The 25,253-nt window shown below is 72.1% G+C and carries 20 protein-coding genes and 1 pseudogene; 10 read left to right on the top strand and 11 right to left on the bottom strand.

All coding sequences use genetic code 11. From position 1 onward, the window contains the following. Positions 1-520: 520 nt before the first annotated feature. The 3 genes from QA802_RS25880 to QA802_RS25870 all read left to right on the top strand — a co-directional run bounded on the left by QA802_RS25880 (position 521) and on the right by QA802_RS25870 (position 4,048). A complete protein-coding gene (locus tag QA802_RS25880; RefSeq protein WP_334527139.1) occupies positions 521-1,786 on the top strand; it encodes a C40 family peptidase in 1,266 nt (421 codons plus the stop codon). Positions 1,787-2,039: 253 nt separating this feature from the next. Continuing rightward, positions 2,040-2,768 (top strand): dienelactone hydrolase family protein, encoded by a 729-nt coding sequence (locus QA802_RS25875; RefSeq protein WP_334527136.1) that lies wholly within the window; start codon positions 2,040-2,042, stop codon positions 2,766-2,768. A 260-nt stretch (positions 2,769-3,028) separates the two neighbouring features. Further along, positions 3,029-4,048, top strand: coding sequence for a tellurite resistance/C4-dicarboxylate transporter family protein (locus QA802_RS25870; RefSeq protein ID WP_334527133.1), 1,020 nt, complete (start codon positions 3,029-3,031; stop codon positions 4,046-4,048). Here the strand turns inward: QA802_RS25870 and QA802_RS25865 are convergent. Together QA802_RS25865 and QA802_RS25860 are read right to left on the bottom strand one after the other, a co-directional pair. Then, positions 4,026-4,374, bottom strand: a pseudogene (locus QA802_RS25865) (hypothetical protein). The gene QA802_RS25870 and the pseudogene QA802_RS25865 sit on opposite strands and share 23 nt — an antisense overlap. Before the next feature lie 42 nt (positions 4,375-4,416). Continuing rightward, the gene (locus tag QA802_RS25860; RefSeq protein ID WP_334519712.1) at positions 4,417-5,613 is read right to left on the bottom strand and encodes an RNA-guided endonuclease InsQ/TnpB family protein; all 1,197 of its coding nucleotides are present in this window, start codon (positions 5,611-5,613) and stop codon (positions 4,417-4,419) included. 766 nt (positions 5,614-6,379) lie between these two features. Between QA802_RS25860 and QA802_RS25855 the strand changes: the two genes are divergently transcribed. Further along, a complete protein-coding gene (locus QA802_RS25855; RefSeq protein WP_334527130.1) occupies positions 6,380-7,486 on the top strand; it encodes a C40 family peptidase in 1,107 nt (368 codons plus the stop codon). A 77-nt stretch (positions 7,487-7,563) separates the two neighbouring features. Here QA802_RS25855 and QA802_RS25850 read toward each other — a convergent pair whose 3' ends face one another. Genes QA802_RS25850 through QA802_RS25840 form a run of 3 tightly spaced genes read right to left on the bottom strand, consistent with a single transcriptional unit; the run spans position 7,564 to position 10,413 of the window. Beyond that, the gene (locus QA802_RS25850; protein ID WP_334534884.1) at positions 7,564-8,331 is read right to left on the bottom strand and encodes an RNA-guided endonuclease TnpB family protein; all 768 of its coding nucleotides are present in this window, start codon (positions 8,329-8,331) and stop codon (positions 7,564-7,566) included. Between the two features lie 40 nt (positions 8,332-8,371). Beyond that, on the bottom strand, positions 8,372-9,124 hold the full coding sequence (locus QA802_RS25845; RefSeq protein ID WP_334527127.1) for a LuxR C-terminal-related transcriptional regulator: 753 nt from the start codon (positions 9,122-9,124) through the stop codon (positions 8,372-8,374). Beyond that, complete coding sequence (locus QA802_RS25840) at positions 9,121-10,413, bottom strand: ATP-binding protein (RefSeq protein WP_319164380.1); 1,293 nt, start codon at positions 10,411-10,413, stop codon at positions 9,121-9,123. The genes QA802_RS25845 and QA802_RS25840 overlap by 4 nt, the downstream gene beginning before the upstream one ends. Positions 10,414-10,592: 179 nt before the next feature. Between QA802_RS25840 and QA802_RS25835 the strand changes: the two genes are divergently transcribed. Further along, entirely contained in the window at positions 10,593-12,140 is a 1,548-nt protein-coding gene (locus QA802_RS25835) for a PspC domain-containing protein (protein WP_443042178.1), read from the top strand. After that, the gene (locus tag QA802_RS25830) at positions 12,127-12,381 is read left to right on the top strand and encodes a hypothetical protein (RefSeq protein WP_334527124.1); all 255 of its coding nucleotides are present in this window, start codon (positions 12,127-12,129) and stop codon (positions 12,379-12,381) included. The genes QA802_RS25835 and QA802_RS25830 overlap by 14 nt, the downstream gene beginning before the upstream one ends. Before the next feature lie 338 nt (positions 12,382-12,719). On the opposite strand, the gene QA802_RS25825 is transcribed toward QA802_RS25830, so the two are convergent. Then, positions 12,720-13,253, bottom strand: a complete 534-nt coding sequence (locus tag QA802_RS25825; RefSeq protein WP_334527121.1) for a DoxX family protein — start codon at positions 13,251-13,253, stop codon at positions 12,720-12,722. A 123-nt stretch (positions 13,254-13,376) separates the two neighbouring features. Next, positions 13,377-14,666 (bottom strand): hypothetical protein, encoded by a 1,290-nt coding sequence (locus tag QA802_RS25820; RefSeq protein WP_334527118.1) that lies wholly within the window; start codon positions 14,664-14,666, stop codon positions 13,377-13,379. A gap of 200 nt (positions 14,667-14,866) precedes the next feature. On the opposite strand from QA802_RS25820, the gene QA802_RS25815 reads away from it, so the two are divergent. Beyond that, on the top strand, positions 14,867-15,850 hold the full coding sequence (locus QA802_RS25815) for a DUF4429 domain-containing protein (RefSeq protein ID WP_334527115.1): 984 nt from the start codon (positions 14,867-14,869) through the stop codon (positions 15,848-15,850). 38 nt (positions 15,851-15,888) lie between these two features. Here the strand turns inward: QA802_RS25815 and QA802_RS25810 are convergent, their stop codons facing one another. Beyond that, positions 15,889-16,683, bottom strand: coding sequence for a class II aldolase/adducin family protein (locus QA802_RS25810; protein ID WP_334527112.1), 795 nt, complete (start codon positions 16,681-16,683; stop codon positions 15,889-15,891). A 215-nt stretch (positions 16,684-16,898) separates the two neighbouring features. On the opposite strand from QA802_RS25810, the gene QA802_RS25805 reads away from it, so the two are divergent. Beyond that, positions 16,899-17,372: a pyridoxamine 5'-phosphate oxidase family protein gene (locus QA802_RS25805; protein ID WP_334534880.1), complete on the top strand. Its 474-nt coding sequence runs from the start codon at positions 16,899-16,901 to the stop codon at positions 17,370-17,372. Positions 17,373-17,387: 15 nt separating this feature from the next. Here QA802_RS25805 and guaA read toward each other — a convergent pair whose 3' ends face one another. After that, the gene (gene guaA, locus QA802_RS25800) at positions 17,388-18,968 is read right to left on the bottom strand and encodes a glutamine-hydrolyzing GMP synthase (RefSeq protein ID WP_319164373.1); all 1,581 of its coding nucleotides are present in this window, start codon (positions 18,966-18,968) and stop codon (positions 17,388-17,390) included. Positions 18,969-19,320: 352 nt separating this feature from the next. Here guaA and QA802_RS25795 point away from each other — a divergent pair, with 352 nt between their 5' ends. Next, positions 19,321-19,623: a chorismate mutase gene (locus QA802_RS25795; protein ID WP_334527109.1), complete on the top strand. Its 303-nt coding sequence runs from the start codon at positions 19,321-19,323 to the stop codon at positions 19,621-19,623. A 707-nt stretch (positions 19,624-20,330) separates the two neighbouring features. Next, complete coding sequence (locus tag QA802_RS25790; protein WP_334527106.1) at positions 20,331-21,395, top strand: LPXTG cell wall anchor domain-containing protein; 1,065 nt, start codon at positions 20,331-20,333, stop codon at positions 21,393-21,395. A gap of 79 nt (positions 21,396-21,474) precedes the next feature. Here QA802_RS25790 and QA802_RS25785 read toward each other — a convergent pair whose 3' ends face one another. Continuing rightward, positions 21,475-23,265, bottom strand: coding sequence for a GMC oxidoreductase (locus tag QA802_RS25785; RefSeq protein WP_334527103.1), 1,791 nt, complete (start codon positions 23,263-23,265; stop codon positions 21,475-21,477). Between the two features lie 106 nt (positions 23,266-23,371). Beyond that, positions 23,372-25,009, bottom strand: coding sequence for a succinic semialdehyde dehydrogenase (locus QA802_RS25780; protein ID WP_334527100.1), 1,638 nt, complete (start codon positions 25,007-25,009; stop codon positions 23,372-23,374). Positions 25,010-25,253 lie beyond the last annotated feature (244 nt).

The following is a 25,253-nucleotide window of genomic DNA, read 5'->3' as shown; positions in this document are numbered from 1 at the left end:
GTTTAGGGGGCGCCACCGACAACCGGCCGCCGTCCGGAAAACTCGCCCCGCACTTCGCTCGCGCTTCGCCCCGCACTTCGCCGCGCACTCACCCTCCGGCCCGCCGCGGTCACGAACCGCGACGGTTCCGGCCAGGAGCGTGGGATCCACCCTCAGGTCACGAAAATGTATCGGGCATATCGCCCGTCAACCTTCACACGGGCCACACGCGTTGGCTACCGTGCGGACAGGCCGTACGACTCCACCGGTGACCCCGCCGGACCGCGCGGCCTCCGCCGGAGCCGAGGCGCCCGCTCGCGCCGCGTGGCTCCGGGGACCACCGCAACCTGGGTGAACCGGCCCGACCCTGTCGGGAGAAGGCCGGCGTAGGACGGCCTTCCGCTCGCCCGCCCGAAACACCCTCCCCGGTGCCTGGACGGCGGCCTCCGGGACCTCACCGCCGACCGGCAGGCGGAGCTTTTGGAAGGAGTCGCCTCCCTTGGCGTCGCAGCATCGCAGGCCACGCTCCGCGGCTTCGCGTATGGCAGGCATACGTCCCCCCGCCCTCGCCACCGCGGCCCTCACGTCCGTGGCCCTGCTCTCCCAGTCGGCGAACGCCGCTCCCTCGGACGACGGCAGGCCGAGCCTGGAGGAGGTCGAGAAAAAGGTCGACGACCTCTACCGCCAGGCGGGGTCGGCGACCGAGAAGAGCAACTCCGCCAAGGAGAAGACGCCCAGGACGACCGAGCAGCGCACGCGCGCGGACGGTCTCCTCGACGACGTCGCCCCCCAGCGCACCCGGAACCCCTCCGAGGCGCGTGAGGAACCGGGCCCACGGGCCGCGGCCCGGTACCGCACCGGCGCCTCCGCGCCCGCCACCGCGACCCCCCTCCTCGCGGACACCCAGCAGGACCACGCCGGCCGCAACCGGCTGACTGACCGGCCGACCGACCGCCGGCAGGGCGCGGTCGACGACTACGTCGCCGAGCAGTCGGCGACCCCGAAGCGGCGCCACGAGACGGCCGAGAGCCTCGCGACGCCCGCCGACCCGCAGCACGGCCTGCGGACCGCCAAGGCCGCCGTCCAGAAGAAGCTCGGCGACGCACGCGAGGTGCTGTCCCGGCTGGCGGCCCAGGAGACGGCGCGCCTCGCGGCGATCGAGAAGCTGAAGCAGGAGGAGGCCGCGCGCGCGGCGGAGCTCGCCTACCGGCAGGCGGCGGCCCAGCAGGCAGCGGCCCGGCAGACCGCCCGGCCCGCCGAAGAGAGGATCGGCGGACCGTCGGGCACGGAGTCGACGGGCACGGCGGGCACGGCGGCCCCGACCGCAGCGCCGACGGCGTACGGCGCGCCCCCAGCCGCAGCGCCGACGGCGTATGAGACGTCCCCCACCACAGCGTCGGCGGCGGGCGCTGCGGCCTCTGCCGGCTCTGTCGTGGACGCGTCGTACGCCGTCAAGGCCGAGAAGGCCCTCGCCTTCGCCCGCGCACAGATCGGGAAGCCGTACGTATGGGGCGCGACCGGACCCGGGTCCTACGACTGCTCCGGCCTCACCCAGGCCGCCTGGAAGGCCGCCGCGGTCACCCTGCCCCGCAGCACCCACGCCCAGGCGGGCGCCGGCGTCACGGTCCCGCTCGCCGCCGCCCGGCCCGGCGACCTGATCTTCTTCTACGACGACGTCAGCCACGTCGGGGTCTACATCGGCAACGGCATGATGATCCACTCTCCGAAGCCCGGCGCCTATGTGCGCGAGGAGTCGATCTACTGCGACGGCGAGTCCGGCATCCACAGCGTGGTGCGCCCGGCCTGAGGGCGTCGGGCCGGCGCCGGCCCGACCAAGGGACCGCGGCGGCGCCGCCGGGCCGTGTCACGGTCACGGACCCTGCGCGGAAAACCCGTTGGCGGATCGCGGCCACCGCTGCTACTTTCCTGGCGGCCGTGCGAGAGACGAGGAGGTGGTACCCGTGAACGCTGTATCGACATGGGTGCTCCCCTCCGGGGTCACGGTCGGGCGATAGGTCGTCCGGGAGCGCCGTTCACGCGCATTCCCGAAAGGCACGACCATGCGACTCACTTCCGAGCAGCGCCTCGCCGACGACGGCGTCCTCGAGCGCGAGTTCACCCTCGGCGAGATCCCCGGCACCCTGTGGACACCCGAGTCCGCCGCGCCGGCACCGCTGATTCTGATGGCCCACAACAACGGCCTGCCCAAGGCGGATCCCCGGCTGGTGGCCCGGGCCCGGTACACCGCGGCGCGCGGTTACGCGGTGGCGAGCATCGACGCCGCCGGGTGCGGTGACCGACCCCGTTCCGCCGCCGACGAACAGGCCCGCGCCGACCTCCGGCGGGCGATGCAGGCGGGTGAGCCGGTCGACGAGATCTTCGAGTCCCTCATCGGCCCGCTGGTCGAACGGGCGGTCCCGGAATGGCAGACCACTCTGGACGCCCTCCTCGAGCTGCCGGAGATCGGCGGTCCGGTCGGGTACTCGGGAGGATGGACCGCCCTCGGCATCCGGCTGGCGGTGGTCGACCCGCGCATCGCGGCCGCCGGCTTCTTCGCCGGCGGGTATGTGCCCCGCGCCCAGCGCGAGGAGGCCCGGCGGGTCACCGTGCCGCTGCTGTTCCTGCTGCAGTGGGACGACGAGGGGAACCCCCGGCAACGGGCCCTGGACCTGTTCGACGCCTTCGGCAGCAAGGAGAAGACGCTGCACGCCAACCTCGGCGGGCACACCGGCACCCCGTTCTTCGAACTGGAGGACGGGTGCCGGTTCCTGGACCGGCACCTGAAGTGACGCCGGGCCGTCCGGCGTGCGGCAGTCTCTGAAGTACTCGGGCCGAACGCCGCCGTCGAGGGCGGGTCCCGGCCCACCTCGACGGCGGTGGCCGACTGACGCACGCGCGCGCGGCGTACATCGTGCGCCGCGCGCCGCCCCGCCGCAGGTCCCCGCGCGTCGCACCCCCGCACCCCTCGTTCTTGCGGCACACGTCGTTTTTGCGGGCACGCGCGCGTGGCCCGCTCGCTCGGCGCGGCGCGCTCTCTAGCATCGGCCGCATGCCCGGCTCCTCCCCGCCTGCCGCACCCCCGCCCGCCTCGCCCGCCCCGCGTCGCTCCCGGCTCCGCGACTGGTGGGCGCGCCGCCCGCCGGCGTCCGGGACCGCCGTGATGGCGACCGGCATCGTGTCGGTCGGTCTGCATCTGGCCGGGCACGAGGCGCTGTCCCGCGTCTGGCTGGCGATGGCGGGCGTCGCCTGGGTCGCGCTCGCCGCGGACTTCGTCGTCCGGCTGGTGCGGGAGCGCGCGCGGTGGCGGGCCGAGGCGGGGGCGCCCGGGGCGCTTACCGCCGTCGCGGCGACGGCCGTGCTCGGCACACAGATCTCCGCGCGCGGCCGGCAGACCCTGGCCGAGGCGCTGCTGGCGCTGGCCGCGGCGCTGTGGCCGGTGCTGTTCGTGACGGTCGTGCGGCGGTGGAAGCGGCGCATGCCCGGGGCGGTCTTCCTGTGCTGCGTGGCGCCACAGAGCCTCGCCGTGCTCGGCGCGGTGCTCGCGAAGGCCGCGTCGGCGGCCTGGCTCGCGCACACCGCGCTCGTGCTGTTCTGGCTCGGTCTTCTGCTGTACGGCGTCGCCCTGGGCCTCTTCGACTTCCGGCAGACGGCCGAGGGCGCAGGGGACCACTGGGTGGCGGGCGGGGCGCTCTCCGTCTCCGCGCTCGCGGGCGCGAAACTCCTCATGGCCGACGACGGCGCCCTGTACCTGTGGAACGCCGACGACACCGCCGTCCTGCGCGGACTGACCGTCGCGCTCCTGGTGCTCGACTACGTCTGGTACGCCGTCCTGCTGTACGCCGAGGTGCGGTGGCCGCGGCCGCGCTACGACGAACGCCGGTGGGCGACCGTGTTCCCCATGGGGATGACGGCGGCGGCGACTCTGTCCGTCGGAGCCGCCGTGGACGTCCCGGCGCTGGACGGGCCGGGCGAGGCGCTGCTGTGGCTCGCCGTGGCGGCGTGGCTGGTCGTCGCCGCTGCGGCGGTCGGCTCGGCCCGGGCCGACATCAGGTCCAGAGCACCGCGATGAAGATGTTCGCCACGGTGAGCAGGCCCACGAGGGCGAACAGCGGCTTCTCCACCTTCTCGTCGTCGCGCTTCACATAGACGAGACCGAGGATCACGATCAGCAGGGCCAGCTTCACGCCGATCTTGACGTTGTCGACGCTCTGGTCGTCCGCCTGGTTGAGGCCGACCAGGATCACGCCCGTGACCAGCATCGTCGCCGCGCCGTGGAGCATGGCGGGGACGAAGCGGGCCGTGCCCTGGCCCATCGCCTTCATCTGCGTGAGGAAGCCGCCGAGGAGCGAGGCGATGCCGATGATGTGCAGGCTGCAGGCCGACGAAGAGGTGGATGAGTACGTCCTTGACGCTCCCCTCCCTTAAGGGAGGAGATTCTTACGGCTCGCGCCGTGAGACTTCCTGTTTCATCGCCGACTGCCCGCCCGGAGTACTCCGTTGAGGTCTTACACCGGCTCCACAGGCCGACACCGCCCGTCCGGCGGCCAGCAGGTTCTTCGCCGCGTTCACGTCCCGGTCGTGGGTCGTGCCACAGCTGTCGCACGTCCACATGCGGACGTGCAGCGGCATCTTCTCCTGGAGGGCGCCGCAAGCGGAGCACAGCCTGGACGAGGGGAAGAAGCGGTCCACCGCGATCACTTCCCGCCCGTGCCAGGCGGCCTTGTACTCCAGCATGCTCCGGAACTGCGACCACGCCGCGTCGCTGACGGCGCGGGCCAGGGTCCGGTTCTTGACCATGTTGCGCACGGTCAGGTCCTCGATCACGATCGTTTGGTTCTCACGAACGAGTCGAGTGGTCAGCTTGTGCAGCCCGTCACGGCGACGGTCGGCGATACGGGCATGGATCCTGGCGACCTTGCGCGCCGCCTCGGCGCGATTCGCCGACCCCTTGGCCTTCTTCGCCAGACGACGCTGGGCCAGGGCGAGGCGGGAACGGTCCTTGCGCTCGTGCCTGGGGTTGGCGACCTTCTCGCCGGTGGAGAGCGTCAGGAGGTGATCGAGGCCGACGTCCACGCCGACGGCGGCATCGCTCACGGGCAGCGGCTTGAGCGTCGGGTCGTCGCACAGCATCGAGACGTGCCAGCGCCCGGCTGCGTCCTGGGAGACGGTCACCGTGGACGGCTCGGCGCCCTGCGGGAGCGGCCGGGACCACACGACGTCGAGCGGCTCACGCATCTTGGCGAGCGTCAGTTCGCCGTCGCGGAAGCGGAAACCGCTGGTGGTGTACTCGGCGGACTTGCGGGACTTCTTCTTCGACTTGAAGCGCGGGTACTTCGCCCGCTTGCCGAAGAAGTGGGTGAACGCGGCTTGCAGATGGCGCAGGCATTGCTGGAGCGGCACGGAAGAGACCTCGTTGAGGAACGCCAGTTCCTCGGTCTTCTTCCACGCCGTCAGCATGGCCGACGTCTGGTTGTAGTTCACCCGCTCCTGCCGCGTCCATGCCTGTGTGCGGGCGGCGAGGGCCATGTTGTAGACCTTGCGGACACAGCCGAACGTGCGCGACAGCTCTGCCGCCTGCTCGTCCGTGGGATAGAAGCGGTACTTGAACGCCCGCTTCACCTGCGTCGTGGTCACTCTCACAAACTAGCGTTACGTCAGGTGAAGCTCAAACCCGCTGGTCAGAGCGCGGTCCTTCGCCCAGGAGGCGAAACCCCGCATCTTGCCCTGCTCCGCAGGAGTCCGTTTCCTCTCCGCCCTGAAGGACGGAGTATCCACGGAGGTTCCCGATGAAGCCGGATGCTAATCAGCCCGCACACGCTGACCGACACCGCCCCCGGCGCTGCCCGCTCCCAGCACCCAGCACCCGCCGCCCGCCGTTCGCCGTTAGCCGTTAGCCGTTCGCCCGTGATTCCCCACCCCTCATCCCAGCGGGTCTCCCCCGCATTCCGCCGCGGGACCGCTCGTCCTTGCATATATGCGCCATATCACCGACCCGCTCCCGCGGGTCGCGAAATCCCGCCTTCGGTCAGCGCGCCGCGCGAACCCGCCCCGTCCGGCCGGGTCAGCGGGACACATCCGGTCACCAGGCAGTCCGCTCGTGTCACTTCCGCACATCGCGTTACCCAAACGTCATCACCGGCCTACCGTCCTTCCCCAGGTGACCGGCTCCCCACCGCCGCCCGGGCCAGGGGCGGCAGTCGGCCACCACCGCCGAGGAAGTCCGGCGGCGTGACCGCTCCCCGTGCGGAACGTCGCCGGACGCGTCAGCCGCGGCCCGGGCCGTCCATCCGCTCCCCCGACGGCCCGGGAACCGCCTGACACGGATCGGCCGGCAGTCACGGGGCACTTCCCGCGGCGGACCGGCGGGCCGGGCGGTCGACGAAAGGACGTGCAGTCCCACGTGGCAGCGCACCGCAAGCCCCGACAGCGCTCGCTCGGCGGCCGTACGAGCCCTTCGGGCCGTACAGCCCGTACGGCCTTCACGATCGCCCTCGCGGGCGTGGCGACGGCGACCGCCTTCGACGGGACCGGGCAGGCCGAGCCGGAACTGACTCCCGCCGAGGTCAAGGCGAAGGTGGCCAAGCTCTACCAGGAGGCGGAGGAGGCCACCGAGAAGTACAACGGCGTGAAGGAGAGGGCGACGGCCGCCGAGCAGCGGCTGAAGAACCTGCGGGACGAGGCGGCGCGCAAGGAGGAGAAGCTCAACGCGACGCGGGAGGCGCTGGGTTCGATGGCCGCGGCGCAGTACCGCGACGGCGGCCTCGACCCCGCCGTGCGGTTGGCGCTCTCCGACGACCCCGACCGCTACCTCGACGGCGCCGCCTTCGCCGAACGGGCCGGCGACCGCCAGTCCGCCGCCGTCACCCGGGTGCGCGGACAGCTGCGCGAGATCGAGCAGCTGCGCGGCGCGGCACGCCTCGAACTGACCGCGCTGCGGACCCGTCGGGCCGAACTGCAGAAGCAGAAGCAGACGATCACCGGCAAGCTGGACGCGGCGCGCCGCCTGCTGTCGCGGCTGACGGCGGCGGAGCAGGCCAGGTTCGGCGAGCAGCCGAGCGGCGGGGGCGCGGGCGCCCGCGCCTCACGCGGTGGGTCCGGTGCGTCCGGCGCGCGCACGAACCTCGGGACGCCCGGCTCCGGCACCGCCGACGCCCCCAGCTCCCGTGCCGCAGCGGCCGTCTCGTACGCCTACTCGAAGCTCGGCAGCCCCTATGTGTGGGGGGCCACCGGGCCGAACGCCTTCGACTGCTCGGGGCTCGTGCTGGCCGCGTACCGCTCCGCGGGGGTCTCCCTGCCCCGCACCACCTACGCCCAGATCGGTGCCGGGCAGCGCGTGTCGCGCTCCGAACTCCGCCCGGGCGACCTGGTGTTCTTCTACTCCGGCATCTCCCACGTCGGCCTCTACATCGGCGACGGCCGGATGATCCACGCCCCGAACCCGTCGGCCCCGGTGCGCGTGGCCCCGATCGACGAGATGCCCTTCGCGGGTGCCGCCCGGGTGGTCTAGGTGTACCGCCCGTTGCTGAAAGTCTCATCGACTCTCAGTAATTCCTACCCATTCGGTAAGAAAGGTTCGTAACGAGGTCACCACGGCCCGAGTTGGGCCGTAGCGTCCTGTTGACGATCTCTCGCTTCCGCCCGCTGGTACGGGAATGCGCCACCTGCCCGCCCCGTCCCGGCCTTGCGGCTGGGACGGGTGGCGCGGGTCTTCTGGTCGGCTCCACGAGGTTTCGGCGCTTGCGCGCCCTGGTCTCCGGCCACTCCGGTACCAGTGGTGCAGGCTGCCGCCGCGAGGGCGGCGAGGTTGCGGGCCGCGTTGGTGTCCCGGTCGATGACCAGGGGGCAGGCGTCGCATGTGTAGGTCCGGACGTGCAGCGGCAGCTTGGCTTTCACCGCGCCGCGCCCGGAGCAGGTCTTGGAGGAGGGGAACCAGCGGTCGGCCGCGATGATGCGGGTGGCGTGGCGCCGGCGGGTCTTGTAGGTGAGCTGGCGGCGGATCTCGCCGAATCCGGCGTCGGCGATGCGGCGGGCCAGGCGCCGGTTGCGGAGCATGCCGGCGACGTTGAGGTCCTCGACGACGACGGTGCCGTACTCGGCGGCGACCGCGGTGGTGAGCTTGTGCAGGGCGTCGGTGCGGAGGTCCGCCACCCGGTGGTGGACCTTGTTGCGCTGGGCGTTGGCCTTCTCCCACCGCTTCGACGGCTTGCGGCCGGTCCGGCGGTCCGGTCCCTGGCGGCGGGACACGACGCGGGAGGTGCGGCGCAGTTGCTTCAACGCCGCGTCCATGTGGCGCGGGTTGTCGATGGTGCGGATCTCGCCGGTGCCGTCGGCCAGGACCGCGAGGGTCTTGATCCCGAGGGCTCAGGGCGGTGCGCGCCGACGCCTCGCCCCGTCAGACCAGTCGCCGTGCCGTGGCCCAGCGGGTCAGCTCGTGCCGGTTGGACAGCTGGAGTTTGCGCAGCACCGCGGAGACATGCGACTCGACGGTCTTGACGGAGATGAAGAGCTGCTTGGCGATCTCCTTGTAGGCGTAGCCGCGGGCGATGAGCCGCAGGACCTCGCGCTCGCGCTGGGTGAGCCGGTCCAGGTCCTCGTCGACCGGTGGGGCGTCGGTCGAGGCGAAGGCGTCGAGGACGAACCCGGCGAGCCGCGGCGAGAAGACGGCGTCGCCCTCCTGCACCCGGAAGATCGAGTTCACCAGGTCGGTCCCGGTGATCGTCTTGGTGACGTATCCGCGGGCGCCGCCGCGGATCACCCCGATCACGTCCTCCGCCGCGTCCGACACGGACAGGGCGAGGAACCGGACGGGCCGTTCGGCGTCGCTCATCAAGGGAGCGCAGCGGCGCAGCACTTCGACGCCGCCGCCGCCCGGCAGGTGCACGTCGAGGAGGACCACCTCGGGCCGGGTCGCCGTGATGACGGTGACCGCCTGGTCGACGTCCGCCGCCTCGCCGACGACCTCGACGCCGGTCTGCGCGGTCTGGCCGATCTCGGCCTGCACGCCCGTGCGGAACATGCGGTGGTCGTCGACGAGGACCACGCGCACATGGCGCCCGCCCGTGCTGTCGCCGGGGGCGTGGGCCGGCTCGGCCGCCCCCGCTCCCGTCGTGCCGTTCGTGTCGGTCGGGTTGCTCGGGTCGCTCATGACGTCTTCTCCGCCCTCTCCATCTCCAGTTCGACCTCCGTGCCGCCGTCCGGCACGGCCCGCAGTCGCGCCGTGCCCCCGTGGCGCTCCATGCGGCCGATGATCGATTCTCTGACGCCCATGCGGTCGCCGGGTATCGAGTCGAGGTCGAAGCCGGGTCCGCGGTCGCGGACGGACACGAAGACCGTCCTGCCCTCGACTTCGGCGTAGACCTGTACGGCGCCGCCCTCGCCACCGTACTTGGCCGCGTTCACCATCGCCTCGCGCGCGGCTTGCATCTGTGCGCCGACTCCGTCGTCGAGCGGGCAGTCTCCGACGACGACGACCTCGATGGGGACGCCGTGCTTGTCCTCGACCTCGGCCGCGTTGCGCCGGACCGCTTCGGCGACGGTGGTCGGCTCGTCGGCTTCCTCCTTGCCGGTGCCCTCGGGTTTGTAGAGCCAGGTGCGCAGGTCGCGCTCCTGCGCACGGGCGAGGCGGCGCACCTCACCGGCGTTCTCCGCGTTGCGCTGGATCAATGTCAGGGTGTGCAGCACCGAGTCGTGGACGTGGGCGGCGACCTCCGCGCGTTCCTGGGCGCGGATGCGCATGAGCCGCTCCTCGGACAGATCCTGGGTCATGCGGACCAGGTAGGGGCCGGCGAGCAGGGTGATGCCGACGATGACGGCGAGCGCCGCCTGCAGGACGGAGCCGAGGTGGGCGGCGGAGCCCTGCAGCACGAACGTGCCGGAGACGCCGGCCGTGACCAGCAGGACGCCGGCGCCGGTGCGCAGCAGCGTGAGCGTGCGGCGTCTGCGGCCGACCTCGACCCAGCGGGCCCGCCGGGCGTTGTCCGCCTGGCGCCAGACGAGGGCGACGCCGGCGCCGACGAGGACGGCGGGCAGCAGATACGCCTTGGCGCCGCTGCCCAGGTTCACGTTGCCCACGAAGACCACGGCGACGACGACCATGAGGAGCAGGGCGACGATCTGCCCCTTGTCCGGCTTGCGGGCGACTATTCTGCGGCGGCCGTCGGGCGCGGTCTCGGTGGCGACGAGGGACGGCGGCTTCTGGTCGCCGACGCCGCCGATCCCGAGCGGCACGAAGAACCAGAAGGCGGCGTAGAGCAGAGCGCCGAGCCCGTCGGCCATGAACAGGCCGACGAAGACCAGCCGCACCCACACGACGGGCAGCCCGAGATGCCCGGCGAGCCCCCGCGCCACACCACCGAGCCAGCGTCCGTCGCTGCTGCGGTAGAGCTTGCGCGGCGGCCGCGGTTCGACGAGTGGCGCTGCTGCGGCTTCCGGCATGCCAACGATGGTCACACGGGCCGCGTGGCAGGGCATCAGGGTTCGCCCCCGAGACGCCCCTGATCTTCGACGCCGCCGCACGTCGAACACCTCCCCCGCCTCGGGTCAGGGCCGATATCAGGGTCCGACCAGGGTCGTTCCGACTGCCGCGGGGGCCGTCCGACCGCCACCATGGAGTCATGACAGATCACCAGCACGCAGCGGACGCCGTGCCCGACGGGGGCGCCGCGTCCGACGCGGCCGCCTCGTCCCCCGGCGCCCCGGGCGCCGCCGGTGAGAACCCTCGCGCGCACGGAGAACAGGGGAAGGCGAAGGACGCCCACACCGCGCAGAGCGGGTCCGCGCAGAACGGGTCCGTGGAGGCGGACGCGATGACGGCGGCGGAGGCGGCCGTCAAAGCCGCGACGGACGCTGCGGCGGCGGGAGCCGCGGAAGCCGGCGGGGCGGCGGCCGCCGTTCCTCCCCGGTTCCGGCGGGACCGGGAGCACAAGGTGCTCGCCGGCGTGTGCGCGGGCCTCGGGCGGCAGTGCGACATGGATCCGGTGATCTTCCGGATCACGCTCGCCGTGCTCTCCGCGACCGGCGGCGTCGGCCTCATCTTCTACGGGTTCGCCTGGCTCTTCGTCCCCTACGCCGACGACGAGCAGAACGAGGTGCGCAAGCTCCTGACCGGCCGGGTGGACGGCCAGGCCCTCGCGGCCGTGCTGTTCGCGCTGGTCGGCTGCGGGGTGTTCCTGTCGATGCTGAAGAACGGCAGTGTGCTGACCTTCGCCGTCGTCGTCTCCCTGCTGCTCGCGGGCGCCGGGTACTGGTCGCGGCACCGGGGCTCCTTCGACCCCGACCCGCTGGCCGCCCAGGCCGTGGCCGACGCTCCGCCGGAGGCCAAGGCGCCGCCGGCGCCCACCGCCTACCCCTCGTGGTGGCGTGACCCCATAGTCAAGGACGGCACGCACGACGGCGGCACGGGCTACCTGTGGGGCCCCTGGGATGCCCGCGGCCGGGACCTCGCGTCGGCGGTCAGCGTCGACCTCGTCGGACACGGGCCCCGCCCGGAGGCCGTACGCACTTCGCGCGCACCCCACACCGAACCGCGCGGGCCGCGTTGGATCGGCGGCTGGCTCTTCCTGCTCGCCCTGCTCGCGTGCGGCCTCGCCACCGGGCTGACCTGGGACCACCACCCGCTCGGCACCAGCCTCCAGGCAGGCCTCGCGGCAGCGCTGATCGTGCTCGGCTGCGGCATCGCCGTCAGCTCGTTCCTGGGCCGGACGGGGGCGGGGTCGGTCTTCCTCGCCATCGTCACGGCGGGACTGCTGGCCGGGGCGTCCGCCCTGCCGAAGGACATCGGCACGCACTGGACCGACACCACCTGGCGCCCCCTGACGGCGGCGGACGTACGGACCGCCTACGACCTGGGCGCCGGCGAGGGCACTCTCGACCTCTCCGGGCTGGCGCCGGCCAAGGGGCAGACGGTGAGCACCGAGGCCGAGGTGGGCGCGGGGCGGCTGCGGGTGATCGTCCCGCCCGACGTGACGGTGAAGCTACGGATCGACGTGGGGCTGGGAGACATCCAGCTGCCCGGCGACGACGAACAGGATGTGGACGTGGAGCCGGGCAAGCACAAGGAGGTCACCCTGCCGCCGGCCTCGGGCACGGCGGCGAAGGGAACCATCGATCTCGACCTCAGGGTCGGAGTGGGACAGGCGGAGGTGGCCCGTGCTGCGTCATGACTTCAGGCCCGGCAGGCTGGTGGCGGGCGCCGCCTTCGTCCTCGCGGGCGTCCTCTTCGCGGGTGATGCGGGCAGCCTGTGGCAGACGCCGTGGTTCGTGCTGATCCCGCTCGTCACGGGCGGCCTCTGTCTGGCGGGCGCGACGGGCGCGACGGCCCGGAGCATACGAAGACGACGCGGCTCGTCCCACCCCACCGCCCAGACCGCCCCGACCGCCCCCGACCCGAACCCCACACCCTGACCACCGGCCCTCCGAGCCCCACAACCGCGTCTTCCGTCCCCACCGAAACCGCCTCCCCCGTCCGGCCCGGGCCGGACGGGGCGACGCAGCCGGGCAGCACCGACGGACCGGCCCGGACAGGCGGGCCCCGGCGGACGGCACACACGCACGGCACACACGGACGGGCTCAGGCGGGGCAACGCGGTCGGGCGTGCGTGCCCGAACGAACGGGCAGCGCGCCCAGCCGGACGGCACGCACGGGACCCGACGGCCGGGCGGGACCCGACGGCCGGGTGGCGCCGGCCGGGACCTGAAGGGCCGGTGCCGACGGGGCCGGACGAACGGCCCGGCGGCGCAGCCTAGGCCAGGCCGCCGGTGCGCTGTCGTCGCCTTGAGCGCCAGGCGGCGTCGAAGGAGAGGACCGGGGCGCCGGCGAGGACGAGAGGGATCCAGGCCATGAGGTAGGGAAGATCATTGCCGTAGTAGTACGGCTCGGCGGCCCAGCTCACCGTCAGCCACAGGCTGAGGGAGATCAGCACGCCTCCCAGTGCGGCGAGTCGGGTGAGGATGCCCAGCAGGGCGCCGATGCCGACGGCGAGTTCACCGAAGGCCATCGCGTAGCCGAAGCCGACCGGGCTCTTCAGGGCCATGTCGACCAGGGCCGGGATGGCGGAGGAGTCACGGACGGCGCGCATGGTCTCGCCGATCGAGCCGGCGCCGCTGTCCTTCAGGAAGGCGCTGTCGGTCAGCTTGTCGAGACCGGCGTAGAGGAAGGTGACGCCGAGGAAGACGCGCAGGGGAAGGAGGGCGTACCGGGTGGCGGTGTCCCGCCAGCCGTGTCCTCCGCCGTCGGCGTAAGGGGAAGTGGTGTCCGTCCGCATACCGTGAGTCATCGCCCGTAGTCGCCTCTCGCCCGCGCAGTGGTAAACCCCTCAACAACCCTACGTACGACATGGAGGGTGCGCTCAACTGGGTGCACGGATAAGCGGGCCCGGCGGTTCACTCCGGCGGGCCGTTCACTCTGTGACGTCGATCATGTACCGGTTCGTCTCCACCCCCGCCGCCGTGACGACCTGGACCTCGGCCCGCCCCGGTTCCACGTCCGCCGGGACGGGGACGGTGAGGACGGCGTCGGTCGGGTTGCTGAACCCGCCCGTGACCGGCACGAGCGGGACGTGGACGTGGACGGGTCCGATGCGGACGACCATGCGGGAGAGCCGGTCGGCGGTCTGGGCCCCGGGCGGCACGAACCCGGCCCCGCGGATCTCGATGTCGTCGCCGGTGCGGATCGGCGCGTCGAGGTCGCCGGCCTCGCGGGAGCGGACGACGGAGAGGATGACGGGGCGGCCGCCCTCGGCGTACTTGCCGGCGAGATACGTCGCCGCCGAGATCAGCACCACGACCGCGAGTCCCCAGGGCAGGTCGGGCAGTTGGTCGGGGCGGCGGGCCAGGCGGACACCGGCGAAGACGAGGGCGACGCCGCCGATGACCGCGTACTGGATGTCGGCGAAGGCGCCGCGGCCGGAGTCGTCGGTCAGCAGGTCGGCGGCGCGCGGGCGGTGGGCCCGGACCTTCTGCAGCCGCTGGGCGAGGACTCGCAGGCCGACCACGCGGCGCACCAGCACGGCGATCCCGCAGACCACGGCGAGGACGGTCACCGTGCCGGCGCCGCGGGCGAGGTCGAGTCCGGCGATCAGTGCGTCGCGTTCGGCGGGGCCGGAGGCGGCGGCGAGCCGGCCGGCCAGCACCAGCACGGCGTAGGCCACGAGCAGCACCCAGGCGGCGGCGACCGCGCGGGAGGTGGAGGGACGGTTGTCCTCGCCGATCACGGGGGCGAGCGCACCGCCGCGCGCCCGGTGGAACCACGAGGCGGCGGTGAGCGCGCCGGCGACGACGAGGGCGGCGAGGAGTCCGGCGGTGCGGGCGGCGGTCCAGCCCGCGCCGACGGCGGTCAGGGACTGGATCAGCAGCAGCACGACGACCGCCGCCCACACGGTGACCGTGGTGCGCAGCCACAGACGGCCCAGCCAGGCCTCGCTCTCGGCGCGCCCGCGTTCGGCGACGAACTCCGCGGACTGCGTCAGTTCCTCCGAGACCCACTGGCGGGAGGCGGAGACGGAGTGGGCGACGGCGGCCGGCAGCCCCTGTCCGGCGGCGAACCCGTCACGTTTCCGCAGGAACGCGGCGACAGCGCGCCGGTGTCCCTCACGCGCCCCGTGCGGGCAGTCCCCGCAGGTGCAGCCGCCGTCGTGCACGCCCGCACCCGGTCCGGGGCTCGCGCCCTGTCTCGCCTCCTGCACCGCCACGTCCGACGCCTGCCTTCCCCGCGACCCGATCGGATGGCGGTCCTCGATGGACCCTGAGCGGACCGGGCCGCCACCCTGTGAACAACTCCCCTGTGATGCCGTCGAATTGTGCCCTACGGCACACCCTGTGTGTCCGCCAGGTCTGGTCAGCGGGGGTGAAGCGCGAAGGGCAGTGTTGACCCGGCTGCGAGAATTTCCGTATGGCCGAGATCATCCAGCGTGACGGGACCTGGGCCTTCGACGGCGCGACGGTCCGGATCACGCCGGGGCTGCACCGTTCCGTGCCGCTGTTCCGGCAGACGTACGGGGAGATCGCCGTGCCTCTGGAGGCGGTCGCCGGGATCGTCTACGAGCCTGAACGCAGGCGCGGTCGGCTGCGGATGAGGCTGCGCGAGGGAGCGGATCCACTGCTGCAGGCGACCGGCGGGCGGCTGCCCGACGCCGTCGATCCCTACCGGCTCACGGTGGACGCGGATCGTTCCGGGGTCGCCGAGTACCTCGCCGAGGAGATCCGGCACGCGCTGCTGCTGGACCAGATCCCGGGTGAGCCGACCGTGGCCTACCTGCTGCCCGGCCCGCCGGTCCCGGTCTCCGTGCGGTCGTCGGACGGCGTCGTCTCCTTCGACGGCGTCCAGGTGCGCGTCGACTGGGCGGAGACCTCGGACCGGGTGAAACGGGCGACCGGGCCCCGGGTGCTCGACGTGGGCGACGTGGTGCGGGTCGAGTGGCTGCCCAACTCCGGTTTCGAGGACGGCTTCCTGCGCTTCGTGACCCGCGAGACGGTGCACTCGAAGCTGCCGGCCGAGAAGGACCCGTACGCCCTCGATCTGTGGGGCAACGTGAGCCGCGACCTGCTGACGGCGCTGGTCGCGACGGCGGTCACCGCACGGCTGCCGCATCCCTCGGCCCGCGCACACCGGGAGCCCGGCGACAGGAACGGGCACGGGAACGCAGACCGAAACGGAGACTGCCGTGGGGCCGGGGACGGGGGCGGACACGGGCGCGCGCACGGGCAGGGGGGAGCGGACCGCGGGCGGTGGCTCACGGCGTCCGTCCCGTCGCCGGCCGACCATCACGACGTGTTGCTGCGCAGGCTGCGCGAGCTGGGCGAACTGCACCGGGACGGTGTGCTCACCGACGAGGAGTTCACGCGGACGAAGGCCGTGGTGCTGCGGGGCTTCTGAGGGCTGCGGAACTTCTGAGTGCGGGCCGCGGCTCCCGGTCAGCTCAGCAGGTCGGGCTGGCTGCGGCTGATGTCCTGCCACAGCGGCTGGTAGTTGATCCACGCCACCAGGTCGCCGCCGAGCTGCTCCCGGGTCGCCACCGCCGCCCGGTGGTCGATCAGCACGGGCCGGCCCGCCGCCCGCGCGGTCAGCTGAACCTGGCTGGAGCGTTCCATCGACAGGAACCACCAGGCGGCCGCGTCGACGGAGTCGCCGACCGTCAGCAGTCCGTGGTTGCGCAGCACGAGCGCCTTGCGGGAGCCGAGCGCGGCCGCGATGCGCCTGCCCTCCTCCGCGTCGACGGCGACCCCGGTGTAGGCGTCGTAGAGGGCGTGGTCCTCGTAGAACGCGCAGCTCTCCTGGGTGATGGGGTCGAGCAGCTCGCCGAGGGCGGCGAGGGCGCGGCCGTGCACGGAGTGGCAGTGCGCGACGGCCACGACGTCGGGCCGTGCCGCGTGCACCTGGGCGTGCACGGTGAAGGCGGCCTGGTTGACGTGGTAGCGGCCTTCGACGACCTGCCCGTCCTGGTTGGTCAGCACCAGGTCACTGACCGTGACGTGCTGGAAGGGCATGCCGAACGGGTTGACCCAGAAGCAGTCGTCGAACTCGGGATCCCGGGCGGTGATATGGCCGGAGACGCCGTCCTCGAAGCCGAGCCGTCCGAAGAGGCGCACCGCGCCCGCCAGCCGTTCCTTGCGGTGCAGGCGCTCGCCCTCCACCGAGTCGTGCATCGGTGGCATCGCGAACTGCAGCCGGTCCGTGGGCAGGGGGGCAGGCGGCGTGGGCCGTGGCATCGGTCCTCCAGCACTGGATTGCGTCACGACGCGGAAGTTACCCTCGGTCAACGTAAAAGGGCAGAGCCGTTATACAAAGATGACGATTTCCGTCACCTTCGGTGCACGTCTTGAGCGTTGCCGACCGTCATCCGGACGTGCGCGAAACACCGACAGAAGGTGTCCGGTATCGGGGCCACACTCGCCGTATGACCGAGATCCCCGCCGAGATCCCCATGACAGCGAACTGGTCGTCCTTCGCCGCGGCCGAACCGGAGCTGGCGAAGGTCGCCGAGGAACGCTTCGCAGCCTTCACGCACCATGTCCTCGCGACGCTCCGCAAGGACGGCTCGCCCCGCACCAGCGGCCTCGAGGTCCGGTTCACCGGCGGTGAGCTGTGGCTCGGCATGATGCCGGACTCGCTCAAGGCACGGGACCTGCACCGCGATCCCCGCTTCAGCCTCCAGGCCAACCCGGGCGAGGGGACGGGGCTGGGCGGCGGCGACGTCCGGATCGCCGGCCGGGCGGTCGAGGTGGACGACCCGAAGCTCAAAGGGGCGTACGTGAAAGAGGTGGAACCGCCGGAGCCGTTCCACCTCTTCCGCACCGAGTTGACGGAGGTCGTGCGGACCTATATCGAGGACGACACATATCTGGTCGCCCAGGTCTGGAAGCCCGGAGAGCCGGTGCGCACTCTCAAGCGGACCTGAACCCCGTGCAGGGGGTCACTCCCACTCGATGGTGCCCGGCGGCTTCGAGGTGATGTCGACGACGACACGGTTGACGTCACGCACCTCGTTGGTGATCCGGGTGGAGATCTTCGCCAGGACGTCGTACGGCAGCCGCGACCAGTCGGCCGTCATGGCGTCCTCGGAGGAGACCGGGCGCAGCACGATCGGGTGGCCGTAGGTGCGGCCGTCGCCCTGGACGCCGACGCTGCGGACGTCGGCGAGGAGGACCACCGGGCACTGCCAGATCTCGCGGTCGAGACCGGCGGCCGTCAGTTCCTCGCGGGCGATGGCGTCGGCGTCGCGCAGCAGGTCCAGGCGCTCCTTGGTGACCTCGCCGACGATGCGGATGCCGAGGCCGGGACCCGGGAACGGCTGGCGCTGGACGATCTCCTCGGGCAGGCCGAGCTCCTGGCCCACCATGCGGACCTCGTCCTTGAACAGCTTGCGCAGCGGCTCGATGAGCTGGAACTCCAGGTCCTCGGGGAGGCCGCCGACGTTGTGGTGGGACTTGATGTTGGCGGTGCCGGTGCCGCCGCCGGACTCGACGACGTCCGGGTAGAGCGTGCCCTGGACGAGGAACTCCACGGCCGGGCCCTCGTCCGCGATGATCTCGGCCTGCGCCTGCTCGAAGACGCGGATGAACTCGCGTCCGATGATCTTCCGCTTCTCCTCGGGGTCGGAGACGCCCTTCAGGGCGGTGAGGAAGCGCTCCTCCGCGTCGACGACCTTCAGCTGGACGCCGGTCGCGGCCACGAAGTCCTTCTCGACCTGCTCGGTCTCGCCCTTGCGCATCAGACCGTGGTCGACGTAGACGCAGGTCAGCTGCGAGCCGATGGCCTTCTGCACGAGCGCCGCGGCGACCGCGGAGTCGACGCCGCCGGAGAGGCCGCAGATGGCACGCCGGTCGCCGACCTGCTCGCGGATGGCCGCGACCTGCTCGTCGATGACGTTGCCGGTGGTCCAGTCCGGGCTCAGGCCCGCACCCCGGTAGAGGAAGTGCTCCAGCACCTGCTGGCCGTGCGTGGAGTGCATGACCTCGGGGTGGTACTGGACGCCGTAGAGCTTCTTCTCGTCGTTCTCGAAGGCGGCGACCGGGACGACGTCCGTGGAGGCGCTGACGACGAAGCCCTCGGGCGCGGCGGAGCAGGCGTCGCCGTGCGACATCCACACGGCCTGCTCGGCCGGGGTGCCCTCGAAGAGGGTGGAGGAGGCGCGGGAGACGTGCAGGTCGGTGCGGCCGTACTCACGGGCGCCGGAGTTGTCGACGGTGCCGCCGAGGGTCTGCGCCATCAGCTGGAAGCCGTAGCACATGCCGAAGACGGGGACGCCGGCCTCGAAGAGCGCACGGTCGACGGTCGGGGCGCCCTCCTCGTACACGGACGAGGGGCCGCCGGAGAGGACGATCGCCGCCGGGTTCTTGGCGAGCATCTCCTCGACCGGCATGCTGCTCGGCACGATCTCGCTGTAGACCCGCGCCTCGCGGACTCGACGGGCGATGAGCTGGGCGTACTGCGCACCGAAGTCGACGACCAGGACGGTGTCGGGGGCGGCGGCAGTAGGAGTCGCTGATGACACGGGGGCCTTCCGGCGGTGGGGCGGGGTCTCTGTGTCCTCCGATTCTACCGAGGCGGGCGCGGGCAGCGGCCCCGACGGCGGACCGAGCGCCGACCGGCGCCCTGGCCCACCGTCGCGTCTCAGGATGCGAACCGTGTTGGACCGCGCCCGACGACGCTGCATACTGGCCGCATGCTCACGCACCCGACCTTCCTGTTTACCTATGGCAACCGGCCCACCGGCTGCCATGGTCGTGCTGCTTGAGCAACTGACGAGCGACTTCCCAGGCGCCCCGGGCCGACAAGGTCCGGGGCGCCTGGCGTTTTCCGGATCCTGCCGATCCGGGGCCCCCTTTCCCACGAGGAGCCCCGAGATGACCACCACCGCCACCGCCGCCACCGCCGCGGAGAAGACCGGCGCCCGCACCACCGACGCCGCCGACGTGATCACCGGCGCCCGGGAGCGCATCGACGCGCTCGACGACCGGATCATCGGACTGATCCAGGAACGGATGGCCGTCTCGGCCGTCATCCAGGAGGCGCGCATCACCTCCGGCGGTCGGCGGGTGAACCTCTCCCGCGAGATGGAGGTCCTCGGGCACTACAGCGACGCGCTCGGCAAGCCCGGCACGTCCCTGGCAATGACGCTGCTGGAGCTGTGCCGGGGCCGCGTCTGAGGCCGCGCGCCGGACAAGGACACGCGGAGGCGGGCCCGAGGTCGCGCGCCAGTTCGGGCGTTCTCTCACCCGTACGGCGCGTGACCGCCGCCCGGGGCGCTTCGTTGGTCCCCGTGTCCGCGCCAGCCAGGGGCGGGCCCGGAAGAACCACGCGTGGCTCGCTGGGGCGAGAGGCGTACGGATCGCGTTCGTGCGCCGTGGGACCTCGCTCCGGAACGTGACCGGACCGCAGGGGACAGCAGCCCGGTCACCCAAGAGAACGGCCGGCCTCGGGGACGCCCGGGGCCGACCGACGGACAATGCGAAAACGCACAAGGCTGGGCCAAATGGTTGCGGAGGCCGCGCTCATCCAGCACGATGCGAGAAAGCCCCGAACAGGGCCAAGTCCCCCAGGGCAACTGCCTCACGTGCACCGTTGCCCTTCTCGACCACCAGAGGTCCAGACCAGCGGCGCAAACCCCCCGGCGCCGCTCCCAGGCACCGGCGCTGCCCTGACGCCGGTGCTGACGGTAAAGAAGGGCCCCGCGGATCCGTCCCGCGGGGCCCTTCGTCACGCCCAGGAAGGAGTGAACGTGACGGGCATCACATAAAGAACTGATGAGTTCAGGACAACTGATTTCGGCCCTGCCTGGTCACACGTACCGAACCAGGGCCACTCCCAGCACCCCCATGCGGAAGGCCTCCACCACCAGATCCACGAGGTCTTCATGAATCTCCGCCGCACGATGGTCACCGCGGCCGCGGCTGCCGTCATCGCGCCGCTCGCGCTGCTGTCGGCGCCCGCCGCCTTCGCGGAGGAGGGCGGTACGTCCTCGCCGAGCGCATCCTCCTCGGAGACCGGCACCTCCTCGCCGTCCGCCTCGGCCTCGGACGACCAGAGTGCGTCCGACACCAAGACCGGCACCACGACCGACACCACGACCGACGCTTCGTCGGCTTCGTCGTCCCCGTCGGACGGCGAGAAGGCGTCCGGCTCCCCGTCCGGCTCCTCCTCTGCCTCCTCCTCCAGCTCGGGGACGTCCACCGCGAGCTCGTCGGCCTCCGAGAGCGGGAACGGGTTCGACCCGTACGAGGACTGCGACTCCTTCGACCTCGACGAGGACCTGTCGGCGCAGATCAAGGGCCTGCCGAGCAAGATCGTCGCCGGTTCCGGCTGGCACGGCTTCACGTTCGTCGTCGACAACGACTCCGACCGCGACCTGAAGAACGTGTACCTCGACGCGTTCCTCGAGTACGGCGACGAAACGACCGAGGCGTACCTGTCCGAGGGCCTCGCCGTCATCCAGGTCAAGGAGGACGGGAAGTGGACCAACAGCTTCCAGGACTCCTACGAGGACGAGCACGGCAAGAAGGTCGACGTCACGGGATCGTTCGTCGGCCTGCTCGACACGCTGGAGAAGCACTCCTCCGCCAGCCTCGAACTGCGGGTGAAGGTCAAGGCCTCCGCCCCGGCGGGCTCCTCGCTGGCGCTGAGCGAGGCCGTCTACGCCGGCGAGGACTCCGCCTGCCACGGCAACAGTGACTACTACGACGTCCGGATCCTCGCCGCCGGCACGGACGCGGGCGACTCCGGCGACGCCAAGCCCAACGGCCACAAGCCCACCTCCGGCGTCAAGCCCCAGGGCGACGCCAAGCCGATCAGCGGCAGCCTCGCCTCGACCGGCTCCGACTCCGCGCTGCCGGTGATCGGCCTGGTCGGCGGGGTCGCCGTGCTCGCCGGCGGCGGCGCGGTGTTCGCCGTCCGTCGCCGCAAGGTCGGCATGCACGCGTAACGCGCATCGGGACACACGAAGGGACCTGCGCCCGGAGGGGGGCGCAGGTCCCTTCGGCGTGTCGTCGCCCGTACTCGTGCTACTGCCGGGGCGGGACCGCCGGCATGCCGAGGAACGGCAGGCGCAGCGCGCCGAAGGCGTCCGCCGGCACCGCCGGGCTGACCGGCTCCACCGGCTTCAGGCGTTCGTACGCCGCTCCCTGCGCCGGACGCGGATCCGTCTCGCCCTTGTTCGGCCAGTACGACATCGCGCGCTCCGCCTGGGCGGTGATGGTGAGCGAGGGGTTGACGCCCAGGTTCGCCGACACGGCCGCGCCGTCGACGACCGAGATGCCCGGGTGGCCGTACAGGCGGTGGTACGGGTCGATGACGCCGGTCTCGCGGGAGTCGCCGATCGGGCAGCCGCCGAGGAAGTGGGCGGTAAGCGGGGTGCCCATCAGCTCGCCGACGTTGGAACCGGCGAAGCCGTTGATGTCGGCGGCGATCGCGGAGGCGGCCTCGGAGGCGGCCTTGATCTGCTTGGGGTTGGGGGCGCCGTGCCCCTGGCGTGCCGTCAGCAGACCCTTGCCGACGCCGGACGGCTTCAGATACGTCGTCAGCGAGTTGTCCAGCGACTGCATCACCAGACCGATGATGGTCCGCTCCGACCAGCGGCGGTTGGACAGCGAGCGCAGGACGAGCAGCGGGTGGCGGGCCGCGTTCGTCAGCCAGCCGGCCACCCTGGAGGAGCCCTCCGCGTACGGCACCTGGAGGATCGACAGCCCGCCCATCGAGTTGGAGCCCTTGCCGTAGCGGACCGGCTCGATGTGCGTGTCGGCGTCCGGGTGGACGGACGAGGTGATGGCGACGCCGCGCGTGAAGTCGACCTTCGGCGCGCCGGTGGCCTTGCGGTAGCGGCGGTCGTCGGTCTGGGCACCGACCAGCGCCTCCGAGTTGGTACGGGTCAGCTCGCCCAACCGGTCCGAGAGGTACGGGAGTTGGCGGTTGGCCTTCATCCGGTGCAGCAGGGTCTGGGTGCCGTAGGTGCCGGCGGCGAGGACGACCCGGCGGGCCTTGAAGACCCTGCCCCGCGCCTTCGCCCTGCCCCTGCGGCGCTCGTCGGTGGGCAGAGTGGCCACCGCGTACCCGCCCTGCGAGTCGTCCGTGACGGAGACGACCGTCGTCAGGGGGTGCACGACGGCGCCCGCCTTCTCGGCGAGGTGCAGGTAGTTCTCGTTGAGGGTGTTCTTCGCGCCGTGCCGGCAGCCGGTCATGCACTCGCCGCACTCGGTGCAGGCGTTGCGGGCCGGGCCCGCGCCGCCGAAATAGGGGTCGTCGACCCGCTGGCCCGGCTTCGCCTTCACCGTGCCGTCGGCGTCCTCGCCGTCGCCGAAGAACACGCCGACGGGCGCCATGTGGAAGGTGTCGCCGACGCCCATCCGCTCGGCGGCCGCCTTCAGGTGCACGTCGGAGGGGGTCGTCGTCGGGTTGAGCCGTACGCCGAGCATGCGCCGGGCCTGGTCGTAGTACGGCGTCAGCTCCTCCTGCCAGTCGGTGATGCCACGCCACTGGGGGTCGTCGAAGAACGGTTTCGGCGGCACGTACAGCGTGTTGGCGTAGTTGAGGGAGCCGCCGCCCACGCCCGCGCCGGCCAGCACCATGACGTTGCCCAGCAGGTGGATGCGCTGGATGCCGTACATGCCGAGCTTCGGGGCCCACAGGTAGTTCTTCAGGTCCCAGGAGTTCCTGGGGAGCGACTCCCGGGTGAAACGGCGGCCGGCCTCCAGGACGCCTACGCGGTAGCCCTTCTCCGTGAGGCGCAGGGCGGTCACGGAACCGCCGAAGCCGGATCCGACGACGATGACGTCGTAGTCGTAGGCGTCCTGGGACACGTGCTCTCCTCGTCGAGAACGGATGGGGACCGGTCGTCTCCCCCGGGACTCACCCGGGACAGAACACGCGGGGCCTGTCCTGGCACCGCAACGGTGCGGGCCTGCCCTAGCGCAGTCGGAGTGCCTTCATCACCTTCAGGCTGGTGCTCATGAACGCCGCGTACTTCTCGTCGTCCATGCCGAAGGCGGGCGCCATCGGCAGCAGGCGCTGATGGGCCACCGTCTGGGCCTCCGTGTACTTCAGGATGCCCTCGGAGCCGTGCCGGCGGCCGAGACCGGAGTCCTTCATTCCGCCCATCGGGGACTGGACGCTGCCGTAGGCGGCGGCGTAACCCTCGTTGACGTTCACGGTGCCCGCCCGCACGCGGGAGGCGACTTCCCGGCCGCGACGGCCGTCCTTCGTCCACACCGACGAGTTCAGACCGTACGGCGTGGAGTTGGCGTGCTCGATCGCCTCGTCGTCGGTCTTGAAGCGGTAGATCGAGACGACCGGGCCGAAGGTCTCCTCGGTGCAGACGGACATGGGTTCCGTGACGCCGTCGAGGATGGTCGGCTCGAAGAAGTACGGGCCGACGTCCGGGCGGGCGACACCGCCGGCGACGACCTTCGCGCCCTTGGCGACGGCCTCCTCGACGTGCCGGGTCACGGTCTCCAGCTGGCGCTCGCCGACCAGGGAGCCCATGTCGGCGCCGTAGGCCAGGGAGGTGCCGAGGCGCATGGCCCGGGTGCGGGCGGCGAAGCGCTCGACGAAGGCGTCCGCGATCGACTCGTGGACGTACAGCCGCTCGATGGAGATGCAGAGCTGGCCGGCCGAGGAGAAGCAGGCGCGGACCGCGCCCTCGGCCGCCCGCTCGATGTCGGCGTCCTCGAGGACCAGCATGGCGTTCTTGCCGCCGAGTTCGAGGGAGACGCCGATCAGCCGGGCGGCGGCGCCCTGCGCGACCTCGCGGCCGGTGCGGGTGGACCCGGTGAAGGACACGTAGTCGGCGTGCCGGACGACCTCGGGGCCGACGACGGGGCCCTCGCCCAGGACGACCTGGAAGACGTCCGCGGGCAGACCGGCCTCGACGAGCAGGTCACGGGCCCACAGGGCGGTCAGGCAGGTCTCCGTGTCCGGCTTCATGACGACCGCGTTGCCCGCGACGAACGCCGGCAGCGCGTCGCCGACCGACAGCTCCAGCGGGTAGTTCCAGGGGGCGATCTGCCCCACGACACCGCGCGGGTGGCGCAGCTCGGTCACCTTGGTGAGGGTCGGTATGGCGCCCGCGTGCCGCTTGGGGCGCAGGTAGAAGGGGGCCCTGCGGCCGTAGTGGCGGGCGGCGACCGCGACGGCCTGCACTTCCTCGTGGGCGTGCAGACGGGCCTTGCCGGTCTCCAGCTGGATGAGGTCGAGCACCTCGGCCTGGCGCTCCAGCACCAGGTCGTGGAAGCGGAGCAGGACGGCGGCCCGCTCCCGGACCGGCGTCTTCGCCCACACCGCTTGGGCGGCGCGGGCCGCCTCGTAGGCCCTGAGCACGTCCTCGGGGGTGGACTCGGGCAGGTCGGCGAGCTTCTCGCCGGTGAACGGCGTGTGGTTGGCCGTGCGGCCGGAGCCGGTCACTCCCTTGGTGAGCTGGGCCACCAGCTCGGGGGTCACCACGTCGGCGGCGGTACGGACGCCGGTGGGGGCGGGGGCGAGGGGGTTGGTGCCTGTCTTTTCCGGCGTCTGTTCCGAAGTCTTCTCCGGGGCCTGCGAGTCCGTCATGAGCCGCAGGGTATGACGTACGGGGGACTTTGGGTACCCGCGGGTAATAGGGATTCACCGCCCGCACACATGACGCCAGCGTTCACTGGCAACAAACGTGCTGATCAGGGCGTCGAGCCCCGCATATGCCGGGCTTGCCGCACGCTTCCCCACACGGTCCGGGCGCCCCGGTCCGGCACCGGTTCCGCACTCGTCCCCCCACCGGTTCCGGGGCGGGAGACCGGAGTGCGGTTCCCGGGTGCGG

This window comes from Streptomyces sp. B21-105 (assembly GCF_036898465.1).
GTDB lineage: Bacteria > Actinomycetota > Actinomycetes > Streptomycetales > Streptomycetaceae > Streptomyces.
Note: the sequence above shows the minus strand (reverse complement) of the source record. Positions and strands in the feature narration are given on the sequence as shown.

Coding starts and splice junctions, on each gene's coding strand:
- QA802_RS25880 (WP_334527139.1), top strand. CDS start 521: ATGGCAGGCATACGTCCCCCCGCCCTCGCCACCGCGGCCCTCACGTCC.
- QA802_RS25875 (WP_334527136.1), top strand. CDS start 2,040: ATGCGACTCACTTCCGAGCAGCGCCTCGCCGACGACGGCGTCCTCGAG.
- QA802_RS25870 (WP_334527133.1), top strand. CDS start 3,029: ATGCCCGGCTCCTCCCCGCCTGCCGCACCCCCGCCCGCCTCGCCCGCC.
- QA802_RS25845 (WP_334527127.1), bottom strand. CDS start 9,124: ATGAGCGACCCGAGCAACCCGACCGACACGAACGGCACGACGGGAGCG.
- QA802_RS25840 (WP_319164380.1), bottom strand. CDS start 10,413: ATGCCGGAAGCCGCAGCAGCGCCACTCGTCGAACCGCGGCCGCCGCGC.
- QA802_RS25835 (WP_443042178.1), top strand. CDS start 10,593: ATGACAGATCACCAGCACGCAGCGGACGCCGTGCCCGACGGGGGCGCC.
- QA802_RS25825 (WP_334527121.1), bottom strand. CDS start 13,253: ATGACTCACGGTATGCGGACGGACACCACTTCCCCTTACGCCGACGGC.
- QA802_RS25815 (WP_334527115.1), top strand. CDS start 14,867: ATGGCCGAGATCATCCAGCGTGACGGGACCTGGGCCTTCGACGGCGCG.
- QA802_RS25810 (WP_334527112.1), bottom strand. CDS start 16,683: ATGCCACGGCCCACGCCGCCTGCCCCCCTGCCCACGGACCGGCTGCAG.
- QA802_RS25805 (WP_334534880.1), top strand. CDS start 16,899: ATGACAGCGAACTGGTCGTCCTTCGCCGCGGCCGAACCGGAGCTGGCG.
- QA802_RS25795 (WP_334527109.1), top strand. CDS start 19,321: ATGACCACCACCGCCACCGCCGCCACCGCCGCGGAGAAGACCGGCGCC.
- QA802_RS25790 (WP_334527106.1), top strand. CDS start 20,331: ATGAATCTCCGCCGCACGATGGTCACCGCGGCCGCGGCTGCCGTCATC.
- QA802_RS25780 (WP_334527100.1), bottom strand. CDS start 25,009: ATGACGGACTCGCAGGCCCCGGAGAAGACTTCGGAACAGACGCCGGAA.